General features: G+C 39.3%; 17 protein-coding genes. 16 read left to right on the top strand and 1 reads right to left on the bottom strand.

Features of this window, described 5'->3' with window-relative positions; translation table 11 throughout:
* Positions 1-60 precede the first annotated feature (60 nt).
* The 15 genes from IGL32_RS09755 to nifJ all read left to right on the top strand — a co-directional run bounded on the left by IGL32_RS09755 (position 61) and on the right by nifJ (position 17303).
* Positions 61-1380, top strand: a complete 1320-nt coding sequence (locus IGL32_RS09755; protein WP_002356594.1) for a nucleobase:cation symporter-2 family protein — start codon at positions 61-63, stop codon at positions 1378-1380.
* 93 nt (positions 1381-1473) lie between these two features.
* The gene (locus IGL32_RS09750) at positions 1474-1833 is read left to right on the top strand and encodes a winged helix-turn-helix domain-containing protein (protein WP_002356595.1); all 360 of its coding nucleotides are present in this window, start codon (positions 1474-1476) and stop codon (positions 1831-1833) included.
* The gene (locus IGL32_RS09745) at positions 1830-2837 is read left to right on the top strand and encodes an XdhC family protein (RefSeq protein ID WP_002398004.1); all 1008 of its coding nucleotides are present in this window, start codon (positions 1830-1832) and stop codon (positions 2835-2837) included. The genes IGL32_RS09750 and IGL32_RS09745 overlap by 4 nt, the downstream gene beginning before the upstream one ends.
* A gap of 120 nt (positions 2838-2957) precedes the next feature.
* Positions 2958-5531, top strand: coding sequence for a selenium-dependent xanthine dehydrogenase (xdh, locus tag IGL32_RS09740; RefSeq protein WP_002356597.1), 2574 nt, complete (start codon positions 2958-2960; stop codon positions 5529-5531).
* A gap of 13 nt (positions 5532-5544) precedes the next feature.
* Positions 5545-6126: a molybdenum cofactor cytidylyltransferase gene (gene mocA, locus IGL32_RS09735; RefSeq protein WP_002356598.1), complete on the top strand. Its 582-nt coding sequence runs from the start codon at positions 5545-5547 to the stop codon at positions 6124-6126.
* Between the two features lie 13 nt (positions 6127-6139).
* Positions 6140-7288, top strand: coding sequence for a selenocysteine lyase SclA (sclA, locus tag IGL32_RS09730; protein ID WP_156210113.1), 1149 nt, complete (start codon positions 6140-6142; stop codon positions 7286-7288).
* 15 nt (positions 7289-7303) lie between these two features.
* Positions 7304-8326, top strand: a complete 1023-nt coding sequence (gene selD / locus IGL32_RS09725) for a selenide, water dikinase SelD (RefSeq protein ID WP_002359657.1) — start codon at positions 7304-7306, stop codon at positions 8324-8326.
* A gap of 15 nt (positions 8327-8341) precedes the next feature.
* Positions 8342-8929: a sulfurtransferase-like selenium metabolism protein YedF gene (gene yedF / locus IGL32_RS09720; protein WP_156210114.1), complete on the top strand. Its 588-nt coding sequence runs from the start codon at positions 8342-8344 to the stop codon at positions 8927-8929.
* 19 nt (positions 8930-8948) lie between these two features.
* Positions 8949-9206 carry a DUF3343 domain-containing protein gene (locus IGL32_RS09715; RefSeq protein WP_002362598.1) on the top strand — a complete coding sequence of 86 codons (258 nt, stop codon included), beginning with the start codon at positions 8949-8951 and terminating at the stop codon, positions 9204-9206.
* Positions 9194-9949 carry a selenium cofactor biosynthesis protein YqeC gene (gene yqeC / locus IGL32_RS09710; protein ID WP_002379706.1) on the top strand — a complete coding sequence of 252 codons (756 nt, stop codon included), beginning with the start codon at positions 9194-9196 and terminating at the stop codon, positions 9947-9949. The genes IGL32_RS09715 and yqeC overlap by 13 nt, the downstream gene beginning before the upstream one ends.
* On the top strand, positions 9913-10743 hold the full coding sequence (gene yqeB / locus IGL32_RS09705; protein WP_002379704.1) for a selenium-dependent molybdenum cofactor biosynthesis protein YqeB: 831 nt from the start codon (positions 9913-9915) through the stop codon (positions 10741-10743). Before yqeC ends, yqeB begins: the two co-directional genes overlap by 37 nt.
* Positions 10744-10978: 235 nt before the next feature.
* A complete protein-coding gene (locus tag IGL32_RS09700; protein ID WP_002382673.1) occupies positions 10979-11443 on the top strand; it encodes a flavodoxin in 465 nt (154 codons plus the stop codon).
* A 37-nt stretch (positions 11444-11480) separates the two neighbouring features.
* Complete coding sequence (locus IGL32_RS09695; RefSeq protein ID WP_430600037.1) at positions 11481-12338, top strand: sulfide/dihydroorotate dehydrogenase-like FAD/NAD-binding protein; 858 nt, start codon at positions 11481-11483, stop codon at positions 12336-12338.
* A complete protein-coding gene (gene gltA / locus IGL32_RS09690) occupies positions 12331-13749 on the top strand; it encodes an NADPH-dependent glutamate synthase (protein WP_002379701.1) in 1419 nt (472 codons plus the stop codon). Before IGL32_RS09695 ends, gltA begins: the two co-directional genes overlap by 8 nt.
* Before the next feature lie 20 nt (positions 13750-13769).
* Positions 13770-17303 carry a pyruvate:ferredoxin (flavodoxin) oxidoreductase gene (nifJ, locus tag IGL32_RS09685; RefSeq protein ID WP_002379700.1) on the top strand — a complete coding sequence of 1178 codons (3534 nt, stop codon included), beginning with the start codon at positions 13770-13772 and terminating at the stop codon, positions 17301-17303.
* 36 nt (positions 17304-17339) lie between these two features.
* Here nifJ and IGL32_RS09680 read toward each other — a convergent pair whose 3' ends face one another.
* Entirely contained in the window at positions 17340-18755 is a 1416-nt protein-coding gene (locus IGL32_RS09680) for a Ktr system potassium uptake protein D (protein WP_002385738.1), read from the bottom strand.
* Positions 18756-19124: 369 nt separating this feature from the next.
* Between IGL32_RS09680 and IGL32_RS09675 the strand changes: the two genes are divergently transcribed.
* Positions 19125-20642 carry a flavocytochrome c gene (locus IGL32_RS09675; RefSeq protein ID WP_002356617.1) on the top strand — a complete coding sequence of 506 codons (1518 nt, stop codon included), beginning with the start codon at positions 19125-19127 and terminating at the stop codon, positions 20640-20642.
* Positions 20643-20849: the final 207 nt, after the last annotated feature.

The raw sequence follows: 20849 nt of genomic DNA, 5'->3' as shown, positions 1-20849 counted from the left end.
ATTCTTTATTGATTAAGGGGAACAATCCTTTTAGAATAAAAAGAAGAAGGAAACGATCCTATGAATGAAAAAAAAGAGCAAGCATTATTTGAATATGATGCGAAACTATCAATTTCTGAAGCAATTCCGATGGGATTGCAACACGTTGTCGCAGCAGTAGTAGGGATTGTCACACCGGGAATCATGATTGCCAAAGTTTGCCAATTAAGTCCTAGTGATACGACTATTTTGATTCAAACATCATTGATTTTTTCAGCAGTTGCAACGTTAATTCAACTTTTCCCTATTTTTGGAAAAGTGGGTTCACGGTTACCAGTTATGATGGGGGCAAGTTTTGCGTATGTACCGATTTTGATGGCCATCGGAGCTGATTTTGGGATTGCAGCAATTTTTGGTTCCCAATTAGTTGGCAGTATTCTTGTTATTATTGTTGGTTTGTTCATTAAAAAAATCCGTGTGTTGTTTCCGCCTTTAGTAACAGGAACGGTTATTTTAAGCATTGGACTATCCTTGTTTCCAGTTGCGATTAAGTATATGGCAGGAGGAGCTGGTAGTGCTGATTTTGGTTCAGCCCGGAATTGGTTAGTTGCATTATTAACCTTTGCGATTGTCTTTTACTTCAATTATTTTGCAAAAGGATTTTTGAAGTTATCAGCAATTTTAAACGGAATGGTTATTGGCTATTTGATTTCTTTAGCTTTAGGGATGGTTAGTTTTGAGCCAGTTCAAAATGCTAAAATCGTTCAGGTAATTACCCCGTTTCACTTTGGACTGGATTTTCAATTGGTACCAATCTTTACGCTTGTGGTGATGTTTATTGTTGATGCTGTTCAAGCCATCGGCCAATTTACAGCAACAACGGTTGGGGCAATGGATCGGGATGCAACGGATGAAGAATTATCTGGCGGAATTATGGGGAGTGGTTTCACTAACTTTATTGGCAGTTTATTTGGATCAATCCCAGTGGCAACTTTTGGACAAAATGTTGGTCTGGTTACGGTAACAAAAGTGATTAATAAGTATGTTCTGGTTTTCGCTTCAGTTATATTATTAATTGCTGGTTTTGTTCCGAAAGTAGCTGCGTTATTAACTACGATTCCTTACGCGGTAATTGGTGGCGCAACGATTTCAGTTTTTGCTTCTATTTCTATGACAGGTATTCGGATGATTGCTTCGCAGGAAATGACTCCTCGAAATACTGGGGTTGTCGGAACAGCTCTAGCATTTGGAATTGGTGTCACATTGTCTACTGGAAGCTTAGCTGGTTTTCCAACTTGGGTAACAACGATTTTCGGTAATTCGGAAGTTATCTTAACCACTTTGGTAGCAGTCCTTTTAAATGTCATTTTAAAACCAAAAAAGCGTGTAGCACTTGAGTGAAGATTGCTTTTTTTGATACGAAAGTGAGTAAGCTTTCGTATCCTTTTTCCCTTACGTTATCTATAAAAAAATGAACGAATAAAGGAGGAGAAGATGTTTACGTATTCCCTAAACTTAAAATTAAAAACAGATCGGAACTTTTTTGGTCCTGGCGTTGTCGAAGTTTTACAAAAAATTCAGCAAACTGGGTCACTAAACTTAGCGGCAAAAGAGATGAAAATGTCTTATAATAAGGCATGGCGGATTGTGCGGGTAGCTGAAGAAGAGCTATCTTTTCCATTAATTATCAAAAGCGTTGGCGGTTGTAATGGTGGCGGGTCAATTGTTACGGATCAAGGAAAAGAGTTGATTGATCAATATCTTTTATTTGAGAAAAAAGTGTATCAACAGGTAGAGGCATGCTTTGAAGAAATATTTAAAGAACAGGATGTAGTATCGGAGGAACTGAAATGAGAGAAGTATTTCAGCGTTTGAAACAGGCAATATTGGAAAAGCAAGACACGATGTTATTAACGATTGGTACAAGTTCAGGATCTACACCACGAAGTCAAGGGGCTAGAATGCTGGTTTCCGCCGAAGGTAGAATAGCCGGAACTGTTGGTGGTGGCGCGGTTGAATTTCAGGCTGAACAAGTGGCAAAAAAGCTACTTATTGAGAAAGAAAATGCACAACGTCAATTTATTTTAGCACCGAATAATATTGCTGATTTAGGCATGGTCTGTGGCGGAAATGTCACGATTTTTTTCCATTATCTTTCATGGGAAACGCCATTTTTAAAAGAGTTGTGTGAGTCCATAGAAACGCATTTTCAAAATAATCAACAAGGTTGGTTAATGACTGAACTAGATCAAAACAATTTAGGAAAAGTATCCTTTTATAGTGAAACAGGCGAATTGATTGGTTCCACTTCTTGGGAGGGGGAATTAAGTTTGCTACCTAAAGGTATCCATTGTGAGCAAAAAGAGGACATAATTTTTTTAACAGAAGCGATCCTCCAAGTAGGGAAAGTGTATATTTTTGGAAGTGGTCATGTCGCACGCGCATTGGTACCTATTTTAAACTATTTATCGTTTTATTGCGTTGTAGTGGACGATCGTCCAGAATTTTTGACGGCACAAGCTTTTCCACAAGCTGAAGAACTACGGGTGATTCCTTTAGAAAATTTAGCTGCGTTTATTGAAATAACGGCGGACGATTATGGTATAGTGATTACCAGAGGACACAATTTTGATTTCATCGTTGCCAAACAGTTATTGGAAACACCAGCCAAATATATTGGTGTGATGGGGAGCAAACACAAAATTGCTTCACAAGTTCGACGGTTAAAAGAGGTCGGTTATACAATGACTGAAATTGAAAGAATTTTCATGCCAATTGGCTTAGACATTGCAGCCGAAACACCAGAAGAGTTAGCGATTAGCATCGCGGGAGAATTAATTCAACAGCGCTATCAATAATGCGAACCTTTAAATTAAATAAAAAACTTTTTTTGCTAAAAAATAATTTTTAGAACGGAGATTTGTGGTATAATCTAGGTGATTGAACACTAAACTATATCAGAAATCGAGGTGCAAGAAATGTATTCAATTATTGTAAATGGTCAAAGTGAAACCTGTGAAACAAACAAAAAATTAATGGACTTTTTGCGGGAGGATCTGGGCCTAACTGGAACAAAAGATGGCTGTAACCAAGGCTCTTGCGGTGCATGTACGGTGTTAGTAAATGGAAAGGCTTCCAAAGCATGTTTGTTTACTCTAGAAAAATTAGCTGGTAAAGAAGTCACGACAATCGAAGGTTTAAGCCAACGGCAAAAAGATGTCTATGCCTATGCGTTTGCAAAAACGGGTGCAGTTCAGTGCGGGTATTGCATCCCTGGGATGGTTATTTCGGCACAAGGATTATTGAACAAGAAACCCGAACCCACAAAAGAAGACATTCAGAAAGCTATACGAGGAAACATTTGTCGTTGTACAGGATATGTGAAAATAATAGAAGCCATTCAGTTAGCTGCTAAAATGTTTTGTGAAGAAGCGAGCATTCCAGAAGAACATTCAAATGGTAAATTAGGGGAAGACTTCCAACGGGTCGATGCAGTGGAGAAAACCTTAGGAACAGGGATTTATGTAGATGACATTGACATAGAAGGAATGCTTCATGCATCTGCTTTGCGGAGTGCCTATCCTCGCGCAAAAGTTCTATCAATCGATAGTACCCAAGCATTGGCGCATCCTGACTGTGTGGCTGTGTTCACAGCTAAAGACGTTCCAGGAAATAATAAAATTGGTCATTTAGAATTTATTTCCGATTGGGATGTAATGATTCCAGAAGGAGAAATAACACGGTATGTTGGGGATGCAGTAGCACTCGTTGTTTCAAAAAGAAAAGAAACCTTACCAGAGATAAAAAATTTAGTGGAAGTTGATTACGAAGAAATGATACCGCTTACTTCTTGTGAAGCTGCTTTAGCAGAAGGTGCACCAGCTATTCATGAAAAGGGCAATATCTTGTCTCATGAACACTTGGTACGTGGCAATGCAGAGGAAGTGTTAGAAAATTCTGCGTTTGTAGTGACAGAACATTATTCCGTACCAATTAATGAACATGCCTTTATGGAGCCCGAATGTGCGATTGCACAACCTGAAGGTGAGGGCATTTTACTCTTTAGTGCGGGTCAAAGTATCTATGATGAACAACGGGAAGTGGCTCGGATGCTAGGGCTAGACAAGGAAAAAATTCATGTTCAATCAAAACTTGTTGGTGGTGGTTTTGGTGGAAAAGAAGACATGAGTGTTCAGCATCATGCATCCTTAGCCGCTTGGTTATTGAAGAAACCAGTAAAAGTACTGCTAAGCCGTGAAGAAAGTTTGATGGTTCATCCCAAACGCCATGGCATGGAAATGGACTTTACGACCGGCTGTGATGAAGAAGGCAATTTAACTGCAATGAAAGCAGTGATTTATGCGGATACTGGGGCCTATGCTTCTTTAGGAGGACCGGTATTGCAACGGGCTTGTACACATGCGGCAGGTCCCTACAAGTATCAAACGATTGATGTGGAAGGGTTTGCTGTATATACTAATAATCCGCCAGCAGGTGCATTTCGTGGATTTGGTGTTTGCCAAACGGCTTTTGCAATTGAAAGTAATTTAAACTTGTTAGCAGAAAAAGTCGGACTATCACCATGGGAAATACGCTTTAAAAATGCCGTCGCCCCAGGAGATACTTTACCGAATGGACAATTGGTCTCGAAAAATGCGGCGTTAAAAGAAGCCTTGTTAGCAGTTAAAGACGTCTATGAACAAGCGGAAGTTGCTGGAATTTCTAGTTTCTTTAAAAACAGTGGCGTGGGTGTGGGGCTACCTGATACAGGGCGTTGTATTATTTCTGTTGAAGAAGGAAAAATACATGTCCGCACAAGTGCTGCTTGTATCGGTCAAGGGATGGCAACCGTTACGACGCAAATTGCCTGTGAAACATTAAATTTACCACCAGAAATGATTGTTGCGGAAGCACCTGATACGAGAAGAACGCCGAATTCAGGAACAACAACGGCTTCGAGGCAGTCACTCTTCACAGGAGAAGCAACTAGAAGAGCGGCAATGCAATTACGGTATGAACTTGATATGGGACGTGCTTTAAGCGATTTGGAAGGCGAAGAATTTTATGGGGAATATTCAGCGAAAACGGATCCGTTAATTAATGATAAAAAAAGTCCAGTTAGTCATGCTGGTTATGGTTATGCTGCTGAAGTAGCTATTCTAGATGACAAAGGAAAAGTAGCTAAATTTGTGGCTGCGTATGATATGGGGCAAGTGGTGAATCCACGAGCTGCTGAAGGTCAAATTGAAGGTGGGATTGCGATGGGCATGGGGTATGCTTTAACTGAAAAATTTGCCTTAGAAGAAGGCTATGTTAAAGCAAAATATGCAACGCTAGGATTAGTGAACGCCACTCAAGTACCACCAATCGAAACAATTTTGGTTCATGCTGACAATCTTCACGAAGGTTTAGCTTATGGAATTAAAGGCGTAGGTGAGTTAGCAACGATCCCTACCGCACCAGCTTTAGCAGGCGCATATTTTGCCTTGGATGGTCAGCTCCGACCAAGTCTGCCTTTAGAAAATACCCCTTATCAAAAGAAAAAAAGATAAAAGGAGACAACTCATGTCACTCGTTAGTGTCATTATTCTAGCATCGGGCAATTCACAACGGATGGGCCAAAATAAATTGTTCTTAAAATATCAAGGAAAAACATTTTTGGAGCACACGTTAACCTTAGTGAATCAATTAGACGTATTAGAACGGATTTTAGTTGTTTCGCCTGAGAATCAGCCAGCGTTTCCTTTACCTAAGAACATTCAGTTGATTCTCAATCATCAATGGCAAGAAGGGCAAAGTAGCAGTATTCGTTTAGGAACTGAACAAGCTCGGGGAGCTGGCTATTTATACTTACCTAGTGATCAACCATTGTTAACACCTAAAATGCTACAACCCGTGTTAGATAAATGTCAGAGAAATAAAATTGTAGTGCCATTACAAAAAGATGGTTGTCCTAGTAGTCCAGTATTATTCGGTAATCAATTTCGACAAGAACTATTAACATTGACTGGTGAAAAAGGCGGACGCATGATTTATGAACGCTTTCCAGAAGCAGTTCAGATGTTGAGAATAGCGACTCCTGGCCGTTTAAAAGATATCGATACGCCAGAAGAGTACAGAAAATTAATTCAAGAAACCAATAGTTAGAGAGGAAAAACGTATGAAGGACTTGGTTTATTTAAATTATGCAGCGACTTCCTATAAAAAATTTCTAGCAACCATTGAGGCTTTGACTGCCTATTTAGCAGAAAATCAGTTCATGAATTACGGAAGAAATGCCCCTTTGCTTAGAGAGGGGCTTCCTCTTTTAGAGACACGTCAATTGTTAGCAGACTTTTTTCAGGCACCCAGTGCGGCTCAGATTACGTTTACGAATAACGCAACAACTTCCTTAAATCTTGCATTAGCAGGTCTTTTACAACCTGGCGACCATGTAATTACGACTATGTTAGAACATCATGCAGTAGCCAGACCGCTTCACTTACTTGAGAAAGAACGAGGTATTTCAGTGACATATGTTGCTTGTCAAAAAACTGGCCTGTTAGATGTAGAAGATATTCAGCGAGCTTGGCGAACGAATACAAAAGCCTTGGTGATGACACACGCATCCAATGTCTTAGGCACCATTTTACCCATTGAAAAATGTTTTCAATGGGCCCAACAGAAAGGATTATTAACCGTTTTGGATGCGGCTCAAACGGCGGGCTTTCTACCAATAAAAATGACCCAGATGGCCATTGATGTGTTAGCCTTTACTGGACATAAAAGCTTATATGGATTAGCAGGTATTGGTGGGTTAGCTTTTAGTGAGCGAGGGGCTGAAGCGGTCAAACCACTGATGGCGGGCGGCACTGGTAGCCATTCTAATTCCTTTGATCAACCCTCTTTTTTACCAGATAAATTTGAAGCTGGTACGTTAAACAGTTTAGGTATTCTAAGCTTAAATAGTTCTATTAAAGAGTTGAATAAAATTGGTTTAGCAGCGATTCAAAAGCATGAACGAACCTTAATGCAGAATTTTTTAAATGGTTTATCAGGGTTACCTGTCACAATTTTAGGAACCAAGGACGTGGCACAAACTGTCCCTGTTGTTTCTATCACACTGTGGAATCAGGAAGAAACAATAGTGGCACAGCAACTAGCAGAACAATATGGCATTATGACGCGCGCAGGTTTGCATTGTGCACCATTAGCCCATCAAACAGCTGGGACTTTAGCAACTGGCACCTTACGTTTTAGCTTTGGTTGGCAGACAACGCCTGAAGAAATTACTTGGACAATTCACGCTTTACAAGAACTACTAATTTGAGAAGGAGCGGACAGCATGGATTTTTTATCACAATGTACATCAGGTGGCTGTGGGGCAAAAATTGAATCCCGTGTACTGAACCAATTGTTGCAACACTTACCCGAAACACCGGCAAATGAGCGGCTACTCGTCGGATTTGAACATGCCGACGACGCCGCTGTTTACCAAATAACGTCTGAAAAAGCTTTGATTTCAACGGTAGATTTTTTTTCACCAATGGTCAATGATCCGTTATCATTTGGAAAAATTGCGGTCGCTAATGCTTTAAGTGATGTCTATGCCATGGGCGGAACAGTCCTTTATGCGCTAAATCTTGTTTGTTTTCCACAAAAGATGTCAAAAGAATGGTTGGAACAAATGCTCTTGGGTGGCAGCTTAAAATTAAAGGAAGCGGGTGCTTTACTGGCGGGAGGCCATTCGATTTATGACCATGAACCCAAGTATGGTCTAGCGGTAACCGGAGAAGTTCATCCAGAAAATTTGTGGCATAATAATACGCCACAGGTGGGGGATGTCTTGATTTTAACTAAAGCATTAGGTGTAGGAATTATTCAAGCGGCTGTTCGGGGGCAATTGGCGAAGCAGACGGAACAAAAAATCGCACAAGATTCGATGGAACGTTTAAATAAATATGCCGCTGCGAATGCTCGATCCTACGCAGTACATGCTTGTACTGACGTGACTGGGTTTGGTCTATTAATTCATGCAAAAGAAATGGCTGATAATCAGGTAACATTACTGATTGATACAGAAGCATTACCAACCATTACAGGAGCGTTGGCCTACGCCGCAGAATGTTTAGTCACTGCAGCTGGGCAAAGAAACCGCCAAACAATCGGAACGACAATCGATTATTCAAAAATTTCTATGGAAATGCAAGAACTTTTGTTTGATCCACAAACTTCTGGCGGACTGTTAATTAGTGTCGCTGCTGACGAAGCGGCAGCCTGTTTAGCAGCTATTCAAAAAGAGGACCCTGTTGCCAAAATTATTGGCGAGGTTCTGCCAAAAGAACAACAAGCAGTAGTACTTTTATAGAGAGAAGGGCCAAATATGAAATTAGTAGATGCATTGGGGAAACCTTGCCCAATACCTGTGATTGAAACAAAAAAAGCTTTGGCGGAGTTAGGTTTAGCTGGAGGCACTATCGAGGTATTAGTCGATAACGAAGTAGCCATTGAAAATTTAAAAAAATTAGCTACTAAAAAACAGGCCACTTTGACTGCGAAGCAGATAGAAGCCACGGTTTTCTCTGTCAAAATTACGGTACCTGAAGAAGCGACTCAACAAACAAGTCAGTCAGCAACAGATTTAGTAATTACGATTGGCTCCGATCAATTAGGTACTGGAGACGAGCAGCTAGGACGACTATTAATGAAAAGTTATCTTCAATCATTATCAGAAGCAGAAACTGTTCCTACACAGCTATTATTCTTTAATCGAGGGGCGTTTTTAACGAATCAAGCAGCGAATACCTTAGCTGATTTGCAACAATTAGCTGAGAAGGGAACTACGATTAAAACGTGTGGGGCCTGTTTAGATTTTTATCATTTAACAGACACCTTAGCCATCGGTTCTATTACTAATATGTATGAAATTGTTGAAACGATGAATCAAGCGGCTAAAGTAATTACGCTTTAACAAAAAAGAAGGTGAAAAGATGGAGTATTTGCTAACCTTTCCGAATACACATTATGCTGTTCAGGCAGAACAAGTACTGTTGACAAGAAAGGTGGCTGTTCGCGTCTTTACTTTGCCACCATCATTGACGGATGGCTGTGGGATCGGTTTACTCATTAATGAAGCGGAAATAACTCGCAGTGTATGTTTTTTAGAAGAAGCAAAAGTACGCGTAGCCTCTATTTTTTCTGTGAAAAATGACCTTGGGGAAAGGAGGTACCAACTGTGGAGTCCTTAAAAAAGTGTTTTGATTTACAAGGGAAGGAAATTGTGTCGATTGTTGGTAGTGGTGGGAAAACAAGCTTAATGTGGGCGCTAGCAAAAACATATCGAAAAGAAGCTGTTCTGGTTAGTACAACCACAAAAATTGGGTTTCCCCAACGTCAATTGTATGATTATTTTTATACAAACCATTTTGAAAAAATAACGCCGAATATCTGCGGAATCACTTTAGCAGGAACCGCTATCAACAACCAAACAAAACTAACGATGCCTGCAATGACCTCGTTTCAAACATTGTTTCAGTACTTCACGAAAGTTTTTTTAGAAGCGGATGGGTCCAAACAACGACCTTTGAAAGGCTGGTCCTCTTATGAACCCGTGATATTAAAAGAAACAACCACCACAATTGGTGTGCTTCCGATTTCTGTGATTGGTCAAAAGATAGATGAAACGACCATTCATCGGTTGCCGCTTTTTTTGGAATTAACCGATGCGCAACAACAAGAACCAATCACAGAAACATTGTTAGCTCAACTGATTGCTCATCCAAAAGGATTGTTTAAAGAGAGCCAAGGAAAACGAATTCTGTGTTTAAATCAAACCCATACGCGAAGAGAGTTCGTTCAAGCGATGAATGTCTGTCTTCAATTACCCAAAAGCTGTTTTGAAAAATTAGACAAAATTATTGCTTGCAATATGGAATTAGAGAAAGGACTTATTTTATGGGAGAAATCAGTCAAAACATCCAAGAAAAATTAGTGATTGTTCGCGGAGGAGGCGATCTAGCGACAGGTGTTATCCAAAAATTATGGCACGTTGGCTTTAAAATACTAGTATTAGAAACAGAATGTCCTTTGGCCATTCGGCGGACTGTTTCAGTTTGTGATGCTATTTTCCAGAAAGAACAAAGAGTGGAAGATTTGGTTGCTGTTCGAATTACTTCATTAAAGGATTGCGCGAAATGTTGGCAGCAAAATAAGCTGCCTGTTTTTGTCGATCAAACAGCAAGTGCTATTCAACAATTGAAACCACTGATTGTTATCGATGCGATTTTGGCTAAGAAAAATTTAGGTACGCATCGAGGAATGGCACCGATTACGATTGCTTTAGGACCAGGCTTTTCAGCACCGCAAGATGTCGATGTTGTGATTGAGACAATGCGTGGCCATAGGTTGGGACGTTTATACTTTGAAGGAACAGCTTTACCTAATACAGGTATTCCAGGTGAAATTGGCGGAAAAAGTGCGGAACGAGTTGTCCATGCCCCTGCTTCAGGACAAGTTACCCACCTTAAAAACATAGGGGATCTCGTGTTGAAAGGGGAAGCATTATTCTTTATCGATCAGGTTCCAGTTTATTCGCCTCTGACAGGGACTTTGAGAGGATTGATTTCAGAAAAGGTAACCTGTTATCAAGGGTTGAAGTGTGCAGATGTAGATCCTCGACCAGTTGAGAAAGTCGATTGCTTGACGATCTCCGACAAAGCTCGTGCATTAGGGGGAGCGGTTTTAGAAGCAATTTTTATGATTGGAAGAAGAAAAAACGTTTTATAAAAAAGAACCTAAATAATATTTTTTTTACCTTAAAAATATTGTTAAAAAGATTTGGAATGTGGTATAGTAAAGACGTAGTAAAAAATACTCTATCTCGAAAGGGGAAGAGTACATACTTAGTTAGATTAGTTTGTGAATAAAATCATTTGTAAAAGTTATTTTTTTAAGAATTAATGTAAGGGGTTACAATTGCATTTGAATGCATTGAAATATTTAGGAAAAAGAAAGGAAATGAATGAAGATGGCACTAGTAAAAATTGTTTATGCAAGTATGACTGGAAACACAGAAGAAATTTCCGAGATTTTGGAAGAACAGTTTCAAGAAGCTGGAGTTGAAGTAGAACGTGAAGAGTGTTCAGAAGTTGATGTAGACTTCTTTGATGATGCAGATGCTTGTATTATCGCAACGTATACTTATGGTGATGGGGAACTGCCTTTTGAATTTGAAGATTTCTTTGATGAATTAACTGAAAAGGATTTAGCAGGTAAGCCATTTGGTGTTGTTGGCTCTGGTGATCGTGAATATGGTGAATTTTTCTGTAAATCAGCGCATGATTTTGTAGGAGCTTTTGAAAAAGCTGGTGCTAAAAAAGTAGCTGAAACAGTTGAAATTGAAAACAATGCAGAAGAAGAAGACATCGAAATGCTAAAAACATTTGTTAAAAGTGTCGCCACAACTTTATCTGATAGCGTTGCCTAAGGGTTTAAGAAAGTAGGAGTCAGAATGAAAAGGAACGATGAAGGTAGGTATTTCAATGTTTAATATTCTTCAATCGACTCAATTATCTAGTAATACATTTGATTTTTGGCTGGAAGCGCCAAGAATAGCGACACATGCTCAGGCTGGACAGTTTGTTATTTTAAGAATTGACGAAAAGGGAGAACGGATCCCCTTAACGATTGCGGAGACAAATCCACAAGCAGGCAGTATTCGAATTATTTTCCAAGTAATTGGTAAGACAACAGCTGCACTTTCCCAACTTAAAACTTCCGACTCTTTGTTGGATATCACTGGACCTTTAGGTATGCCCACAGAAGTGAAGCAATATGGAACGGTGATGGTTGTCGGTGGCGGGGTTGGTATCGCGGCTATTTATCCAATTATCAAGGCTTTAAAAGAAGTAGGCAACCGAGTGATTACGATTTTTGGGGCACGAACAGCTCAGTTAGTTCTGTTACAAGAAGAATGCCGTCGTTATTCGGATGAACTAATCATTACAACGGATGATGGTTCATTAGGTAAAAAGGGCTTAGTAACAGAAGCGATGGAAGAAGTTATTGCACGTGAATCTGTAGCGTGCAGTTGGGCGATTGGGCCCAGCATCATGATGAAATTTTGTACCTTGACAGCTGAAAAACATCAATTACCAATTTATGTTTCCTTGAATCCTATTATGATTGACGGAACAGGCATGTGTGGCGGTTGTCGGGTCACTGTTGATGGCACTATGAAATTTGCCTGTGTTGATGGACCTGAGTTTAAAGGCAATGAAGTAAATTGGGATGAATTCATTAATCGAATGAAGCAATATCAGGAAGAAGAAGCAGTTTGCTTTACAGATCGTTTGAAAGAGCAGGTGAAGAAAAATGGCTAGAAAAAGTCGTATAAAAACACCGATTGCGGAACAAGCACCTACTATCAGAAAGAATAATTTTGAAGAGGTTTGCTTAGGCTATACATTAGCAGAAGGGCAAGAAGAAGCGATTCGCTGTTTACAATGTAAAAATGCACCTTGTATTGCTAAATGCCCCGTGATGATTGATATTCCTGGATTTATTTTAGCTATTCGTGAAGGAAACATGGAACAAGCAGCCAATATTTTAAGTAAATATACGAATTTACCTGCTATTTGTGGACGCGTTTGTCCGCAAGAGAAACAATGTGAACAAGTTTGTAAATTAGGGAAAGCCAAAAACTTTGAACCAGTGGCAATTGGCAAATTAGAACGTTTAGTTGCCGATTGGGCATTAGAAAATCACATGTTTCCTAAAAAAACAGCGGAACCAACAAAAGGGAAAATCGCAGTGGTCGGTTCTGGTCCTTCTGGGTTAACGGTTGCGGGGGATTTGGCAAAGCTCGGTTACGAAGTAATTATTTTTGAAGCGCTTCATGAAGCTGGCGGCGTATTAACCTATGGTATACCTGAATTTCGATTACCGAAAAAAATTGTTAAACAGGAAATTGCGAGTATTGAAGCCTTAGGTGTAACAATAGAAACCAATGTGGTAGTAGGTAAAACGATTACGATGGAAGAAATAATGACAGAGTTTGATGCCTGTTATCTATCGGTTGGTGCAGGGGCACCAAACTTTATGGGAATCCCAGGGACTAGCTTAAATGGGGTTTATTCTTCTAGTGAATTTTTAACACGAATCAATTTAATGCATAGCTATGAGTTTCCAGAATATGATACACCGATTAAACGTGCTAAAAATGTTGTTGTGATTGGCGGCGGGAATGTTGCAATGGATGCCGCTCGTTCAGCCAAACGATTAGGCGCTGAAAATGTGAACATTGTGTATCGTCGTTCGTTAGAAGAATTACCAGCAAGAATTGAAGAATACCACCATTCCCTTGAAGAAGGAATTAACTATTATTGGTTAACGAATCCAATTGCTTATTTAGATGACCAACAAGGAAATCTAGCCGGTGTTGAATGTGTCAAAATGGTTTTAGGTGAACCAGATGCGTCTGGAAGACGACGGCCAGAACCAATTCCAAACAGCACGTTTACCATTCCTGCTGATGCAGTAATCGAGGCAATTGGCCAAGGGGCAAATCGAGTCTTGTTATCAACATATTCAGAAATAGAACTAAATCAATGGGGGTACATTCAGGCTGATCCTAAAACAGGAGCAACCTCAATACCTGGCATTTTTGCTGGGGGCGACATAGTCACAGGTGCTGCCACCGTTATTTTAGCGATGGGCGCTGGGAAAATCGCAGCTAATGCAATTGATCAGTATGTCAAAACACAAAAAACAACAGTCACAAGCAATGTTTAGGAAAGATAAAAGGTGAAAAAATGAAAAAAACAATGGATGGAAACACCGCAGCGGCTTATATTTCATATGCGTTTACAGAAGTTGCCGCTATTTATCCTATCACACCAAGTTCAACAATGGCTGAGTTGGTAGATGAATGGGCGGAAAGTGGTTTAAAAAATATTTATGGTCAAAAAGTTCAAGTTATTGAAATGCAATCAGAAGCTGGGGCAGCGGGAGTAGTTCATGGTTCGTTAAAAACAGGTGCGTTAACCACTACTTATACTGCTTCACAAGGTTTACTGTTGATGATTCCCAATATGTATAAAATCGCAGGAGAATTGCTGCCTTCTGTGTTCCACGTAGCGGCTCGGGCAGTAACGACAAGTGCGTTGAGTATTTTTGGTGATCATGGCGATGTGATGGCTACCCGCCAAACAGGTTTTTGTATGTTAGCAGAATCGAGTGTCCAAGAAGTAATGGATTTGTCGGCAGTTGCTCATTTAGCTAGCTTAGAAGGTAGTTTACCTTTTGTAAACTTTTTTGATGGTTTTAGAACGAGCCATGAACTACAAAAAATCGAAGTGATTGATTATGATGACCTGAAAGAAATGGTGAATCAGGAAGCTGTAACTCGTTTTAGAATGGGAGGCATGAATCCTAATCATCCCACTGTTTCAGGGACCGCTCAAAATCCTGACATTCATTTTCAACAAAGAGAAACAGTCAATAAAAATTACGAAGAAATGCCAAAAATTGTTCAAAAATACATGAAAAAAATTAACAATCTTCGTGGAACAACGTATGATTTAACCGATTATTATGGGGTTGAAGATGCAACAGAAGTCATTATTTCAATGGGGTCGGCTTCACCAGTAATCAAACAAACAGTCGATTATCTCAATCAACAAGGACGCAAAGTTGGTTTTATCAATATTCATTTATATCGTCCATTTCCTACCGAAAATCTTCTTGAAAAATTACCAGCTACAGTAGAAAAGGTTGCTGTTCTAGATCGAACAAAAGAATCAGGAGCCGAAGGGGAACCGTTATTGCTAGATGTTCAAAGCGCTCTTTATCAACATGAAAATCGACCAATTGTGATTGGTGGACGTTATGGGTTAGGCTCTAAAGACGTAGCGCCTAATCAAATTAAAGCGATCTATGATCATTTGTTATTGCCATTTAAAGAATTAAAACAACGCTTTACGGTAGGGATCGTTGACGATGTAACCTATCAATCATTGCCAGAAGAACCTACTTTAGATTTAACGCCAGATACTACCTTCCAAGCAAAATTTTGGGGCTTTGGTTCTGACGGAACTGTGGGAGCAAACAAGCAAGCGATTAAAATTATCGGAGATCATACCGACCTTTATGCACAAGCTTACTTTAGTTATGATTCTAAAAAATCAGGCGGTTTAACCGTTTCGCATCTGCGTTTTGGTAAAGAGCCAATTACTTCCACGTATTTAATTGAACAAGCAGATTTCATCGCTTGTCATAATGCTTCCTATTTGCATAAATACGACCTGTTAAAAGGTTTAAAAGATGGCGGAACGTTTTTACTGAATACTATTTGGGATCAAGAAAAGATTCATCGTTTATTACCGGCTAAGTTAAAAAAATATATTGGGGAGCACCAAATCAAATTTTATATTATCAATGCGGTTGAGTTAGCTCGCAAAGTAGGCTTAGGCCGTCGGATCAATACAGTGATGTCTACTGCCTTTTTTGAAGTAACAGATATTTTAACGAAAGAGCAATATTTACCGTTACTTAAAGAAGAAGTGAAAAAGACTTATGGAAAAAAATCAATGGAAATTGTTGAAAAAAATTACCAAGCGATTGATGCTACCTTTGAATCGCTGCAAGAAATTGTAGTTCCAGAAGATTGGGCAACCATTGTTTTAGAGCCAGAAAATCAAGAGTCGGAAGCTCCAGCTTTTGTGACAAATATTTTAGAACCAATCAATCGTCAAGAAGGGGATCAGCTGACCGTTTCAGATTTGATTGAAAACGGAATGAAGGGCGGTGCCATTCCTATGGGCACTGCGGCTTATGAAAAACGTGGCATTGCGTTAGAAGTGCCTGAGTGGCAAATGGATAAGTGTACGATGTGTAATGAATGTGCCTTTGTTTGTCCACATGCGGCTATTCGACCGTTTTTAGCGGATGAAGAAGAACTGAAAGAAGCACCTGCAGGTTTTGCCATGCGCGAAATGCGTGGCACAGATGGGTTGATGTATCGTATCCAAGTTTCTTTAGAAGACTGTACAGGTTGTGGTCTTTGTGTTCAGGCATGTCCCGTGAAAGACAAGGCGATTTTAATGAAACCTTATGAAACTCAGAAAGAGCAAGCGATGAATTGGGCCTTTGCGATGACTCTTAAACAAAAAGCCAACCCAGTCAAAAAACTTTCTGTTAAAGGTTCCCAATTTAACCAGCCATTGATGGAATTTTCAGGTGCTTGTGAAGGCTGTGGCGAAACACCTTATATTAAGTTGTTGACGCAATTATTTGGTGATCGAATGATGATTGCTAACGCAACAGGCTGTTCATCAATTTGGGGTGGTTCGTCACCGGTGACGCCTTATACAACGAACGAATGTGGCCAAGGACCAGCTTGGAGTAATTCGCTGTTTGAAGATAATGCGGAATATGGTTATGGTATGTATATTGCCAATCGAACGAAACGTCAACATTTAGCTAGTCTGGTTGAAGAAAGTCTTGCTAAAAACGTCGGATCAGATTCACTTCAAGCCTTGTTAAATGATTGGTTGGAACACATGGCTGAAGGGGAAGGAACACAACAGCGAGCCACCAAACTAGCGGCAGCATTAAGTGAAGAAGCCGATGAAGATCCACTTTTAACAAAAATTTACGAACAAAAAGATTTACTAGTGAAAACGAGTCAATGGATTGTCGGCGGCGATGGTTGGGCCTACGATATCGGGTTTAGCGGCATTGATCATGTTCTTGCCAGTGGGGAAGATGTTAATATTTTTGTTATGGATAACGAAGTGTATGCCAATACAGGCGGACAAACATCTAAAGCTACACCAGCTTCAGCCATTGCCAAATTCTCAGCGGGTGGGAAACATACCTCTAAAAAAGATTTAGGGATGATGGCAATCACTTATGGGAATGTCTATGTTGCACAAGTGGCTTTAGGCGCAAACTCAATGCAAACGATTAAAGCAATTGACGAAGCGGAGCGGTACCCAGGCCCATCAATTATCATCGGTTATACCCCATGTATTAATCACGGGGTCAAAGGCGGAATGGTTCGGACGTTAGATCAAGCCAAAGAAGCCGTTGAATCTGGCTATTGGCCACTTTATCGCTATAATCCAGAGTTAGTTAAGAAAGGCAAAGATCCGATGGTCATTGACTACAAGAAAACAGATTTTGACAAAATGCGTGATTTCCTTGAAAAACAAACACGTTACTCTGCGTTGCATACAATTAAACAGAATCAAGAAGTAGTCGAACATTTACTTGATAAAACTAAAGAAGATGCAATTGAACGCTCTGAAAGTTATAACAAACTAGTCACACACATGAAAAAATAAAAAAACAAAGCCTCTTACTTGAGAGGCTTTGTTTTTTTATCCAATAATAATTTTTTCTGAAGGGTATTCGTAGCCTAAGTCACGTGTTTCTTTTGGTACAAAAATCATTAAGGTATAAAGCATACCAATACGTCCAATAAACATTAATAAGGCAATCATTAATTTACCTACTGTTGTTAAATCGTCTGTAATGCCCAAAGAAAGACCGGTTGTCCCAAAGGCAGAAGCGACTTCCACAATGATTGAAATCAAGGGCAGATTTTCAGTGGCTGACAAAAAGACGACAGCGAAAAAGCACATAATCAAAGATAACATGAAGACGACAATCGATTTTTTGACATCATCGTCATCTATTTTACGGCTAAAGACGCTAATATCATCTTCACTTTTTAAAAAGGCTAACAAATACAAGCCAATAATCGCAACAGTCGTTGTTCGAACACCACCACCAACAGAGCTAGGACTACAACCAATAAACATTAACACAGAGAAAATAATCAACGTTGTAATTTGGAAGTCCCCTAAATCATTAATTTGGAGGCCAGCGTTTCGTGTAGTCATCGAATAAAACATCGAACTTACCCAACGGCCACTTTCATTCATTGTCAAAAATAGGTGATCTTTTTCTAATAAGTAAATCAAAATAGTCCCACCAATAAACAGAACAATAAACGCTAGCAAAGCAATTTTACTAAACAATGAGAAGCGGAAAGGCAAGCCTCGTTTCTTCTTACGAAAGTTCTTTTTCTTAAAATGTAACCACTCATGAATTTCCAGTAAAACGGGAAATCCAATCCCGCCGATAAAAATCAAGAACATAATTGCCAGTAAAAAGAGATAATCATGAGCAAAAGGAATAATTGAATCACCTGAAATATCAAAGCCTGAATTAGTCACTGCAGAAATAGCTTGATAAAATCCATAAAATATCGCATCTCGCCAGTTCGTATAATAACCACTTATATAAAAATAAAGCGAAAAGAGCGAGCCGAAGATTACTTGGAACCAAATTAAAATCAAAAAAGTGGTGCGGATCAGTCGAACAATTCCGCTCAGTCGCGGCTGATTCATGTCAGTCATAATTAACTGACGTTGCTTTAATGTGATTCGCCGTTTTGATAAAATAAAAAAGACCGTTGAAATCATCATAATCCCTAAGCCACCAACTTGGAAAAGAACCTCCAATAAGACGATCCCACGATCATTAAAAACCGAATTAATATCGACTGTGGTGAGTCCAGTAACACTGACTGTACTGATTGCTAAGAAAAATAAATCAATAAAAGGAACATGCGAGTCAGGTTCTCTGAAAATAGGGAGGCAAAACAATAAATAAGAAATAACCGTCATTAATATGTAATAAGCGACGATGATTTGAATAGATGAAAAATTTTTGCGAATAAATCGATCGCTTTTTCGCTGTGCCAGCCACAGCAAACGTGTATGGTTCACTAGATAACCTCCCAATTCTAATTAAACTAAGTATACCAAAACTTTTCGCCTCAAACGAATAATTCTGCCAGAAAATCCTTGAAATGACAAATAAAAATAAGAAATTCGTTAGAAATAATTGGAAAACATCCACAAACAAGCGAGAACATGATATTTTATGAAAGAATAGAAAAATAGGTTGTTCCCCAAACAACTTATTAATAATTGGTCAGTTTGTCTAACGATACAACTTTAAAAAGTAGTGGTAGCTTTTTTATTTCGGTTGATATGTGAATGTGTTCACTTTATGTAACAAACTGTTATTTTTATTCAAATGAAAAATAAGAAATTGTGTTGGTAGAAATCAATAGTTTATAAGGTGGGAAAACAATGAAAAAAGTGTTAATGGGAGTTCTTTCCCTAGGGTTATTATTAGGTGCAGCAACAGGTTGTACAAGCGATCAAGAAAAAGCCGCTGGTAAAACAAAAGCGTCTTCTGAAAAAACAGAAGCAACATCTGGTGCCTCTGCTAATGGTTATACAGATCCAAGTGAACTAAAAGACAGTTATGATGTTGTTATTGTTGGTTCAGGTGGTGCGGGGATGACCGCTGCATTACAAGCCAAAGAAGCTGGCATGAATCCAGTTATTTTAGAAAAAATGCCTGTTGCAGGTGGGAATACAATTAAATCGTCTTCAGGAATGAATGCTTCACAAACAAAATTCCAAGAAAAAGAAGGCATTAAAGATAGCAACGATAAATTCTTTGAAGAAACACTAAAAGGCGGTAAAGGAACCAACGATCAAGAATTACTACGTTATTTTGTTGATCATTCAGCTGAAGCAATTGATTGGTTAGATACAAAAGGAATTACATTGAGCAATTTAACGATTACAGGTGGAATGAGCGAAAAACGCACACACCGACCTGCTGACGGATCAGCAATTGGGGGCTATCTAGTTGACGGTTTAGTACGTAACGTTCGCGAAGAAAAAATTCCATTGTTTGTTGATGCTGACGTCACAGACTTAGTTGAAGAAAACGGTCAAATCGATGGCGTAAAAGTGAAAATGAAAGATGATAAAGAAAAAACAGTTAAAGCAAAAGCAGTCGTTGTCACAACAGGTGGTTTCGGTGCCAACGAAAAATTAATTACACAATACAAACCAGAATTGAAAAACTATGTTACAACGAACCAAGAAGGCACAACAGGTGACGGTATCCAAATGATTCAAAAAGTTGGCGGTGCGTTAGTGGATATGAAAGAAATTCAAATTCACCCAACTGTTCAACAAAGCGATGCTTTCTTAATTGGTGAAGCAGTTCGTGGAGAAGGCGCAATCTTGGCTTCTCAAAAAGGAGAACGTTTTGTTAATGAGTTAGATACACGCGACAAAGTTTCTGCAGCAATCAATGCCTTACCAGAAAAATCAGCTTATTTAGTCTTTGACCAAGGCGTTCGCGACCGTGCAAAAGCCATTGATTTCTATGATCAAAAAGGTTTCGTGGAAAAAGGTGAAACGATTGAAGAATTAGCTGAAAAAATTGGCATGCCTGCCGATACATTGAAAGCAACGATTGATACTTGGAACCAAGATGTTAATGCCAAAGATGACAAACAATTTGGCCGGACAACTGGAATGGAAGCTGACTTAAGCACAGCCCCTTACTACGCAATTAAAATTGCACCAGGGATTCACCACACAATGGGTGGCGTGAAAATCAACACGAAAACAGAAGTTTTACGTGAAGATGGCACACCAATTAAAGGTCTATATGCTGCTGGTGAATTAACAGGTGGCTTACATGGTCAAAACCGTATCGGAGGCAATGCAATCGCCGATATTATCATTTATGGTCGTCAAGCAGGTACGCAATCAGCAGAATTTGCCTCTGCTCAAAAATAACTAGCATTAAAAAGTCTGAAATTGTAGTCAAATAACTACAATTTCGGGCTTTTTTATTGCATACTAGCAGGATCATTAGTTGGAGTATAAATAGCCCTACTAAAATGACTTTGGCGTAGATTCTGTTTTTTTCAGAAAAATGCACGACGATTTTAGCTAAAAATACTGCTTTTTTGCTGAAAATATAGTAAAATACGTAAGGAACTA

Source organism: Enterococcus sp. AZ035 (assembly GCF_050548325.1).
Taxonomy (GTDB): Bacteria; Bacillota; Bacilli; order Lactobacillales; family Enterococcaceae; genus Enterococcus; species Enterococcus faecalis.
The sequence above is the reverse complement of the archived record's forward strand: the minus strand, read 5'-3'. Positions and strand labels throughout refer to the sequence as shown.

Coding starts and splice junctions, on each gene's coding strand:
- nifJ (WP_002379700.1), top strand. CDS start 13,770: ATGAAAAAAACAATGGATGGAAACACCGCAGCGGCTTATATTTCATAT.
- IGL32_RS09755 (WP_002356594.1), top strand. CDS start 61: ATGAATGAAAAAAAAGAGCAAGCATTATTTGAATATGATGCGAAACTA.
- IGL32_RS09695 (WP_430600037.1), top strand. CDS start 11,481: ATGAAGGTAGGTATTTCAATGTTTAATATTCTTCAATCGACTCAATTA.
- IGL32_RS09750 (WP_002356595.1), top strand. CDS start 1,474: ATGTTTACGTATTCCCTAAACTTAAAATTAAAAACAGATCGGAACTTT.
- selD (WP_002359657.1), top strand. CDS start 7,304: ATGGATTTTTTATCACAATGTACATCAGGTGGCTGTGGGGCAAAAATT.
- mocA (WP_002356598.1), top strand. CDS start 5,545: ATGTCACTCGTTAGTGTCATTATTCTAGCATCGGGCAATTCACAACGG.
- xdh (WP_002356597.1), top strand. CDS start 2,958: ATGTATTCAATTATTGTAAATGGTCAAAGTGAAACCTGTGAAACAAAC.
- yqeB (WP_002379704.1), top strand. CDS start 9,913: ATGGGAGAAATCAGTCAAAACATCCAAGAAAAATTAGTGATTGTTCGC.
- yedF (WP_156210114.1), top strand. CDS start 8,342: ATGAAATTAGTAGATGCATTGGGGAAACCTTGCCCAATACCTGTGATT.
- gltA (WP_002379701.1), top strand. CDS start 12,331: ATGGCTAGAAAAAGTCGTATAAAAACACCGATTGCGGAACAAGCACCT.
- IGL32_RS09675 (WP_002356617.1), top strand. CDS start 19,125: ATGAAAAAAGTGTTAATGGGAGTTCTTTCCCTAGGGTTATTATTAGGT.
- IGL32_RS09715 (WP_002362598.1), top strand. CDS start 8,949: ATGGAGTATTTGCTAACCTTTCCGAATACACATTATGCTGTTCAGGCA.
- IGL32_RS09745 (WP_002398004.1), top strand. CDS start 1,830: ATGAGAGAAGTATTTCAGCGTTTGAAACAGGCAATATTGGAAAAGCAA.
- sclA (WP_156210113.1), top strand. CDS start 6,140: ATGAAGGACTTGGTTTATTTAAATTATGCAGCGACTTCCTATAAAAAA.
- IGL32_RS09700 (WP_002382673.1), top strand. CDS start 10,979: ATGAAGATGGCACTAGTAAAAATTGTTTATGCAAGTATGACTGGAAAC.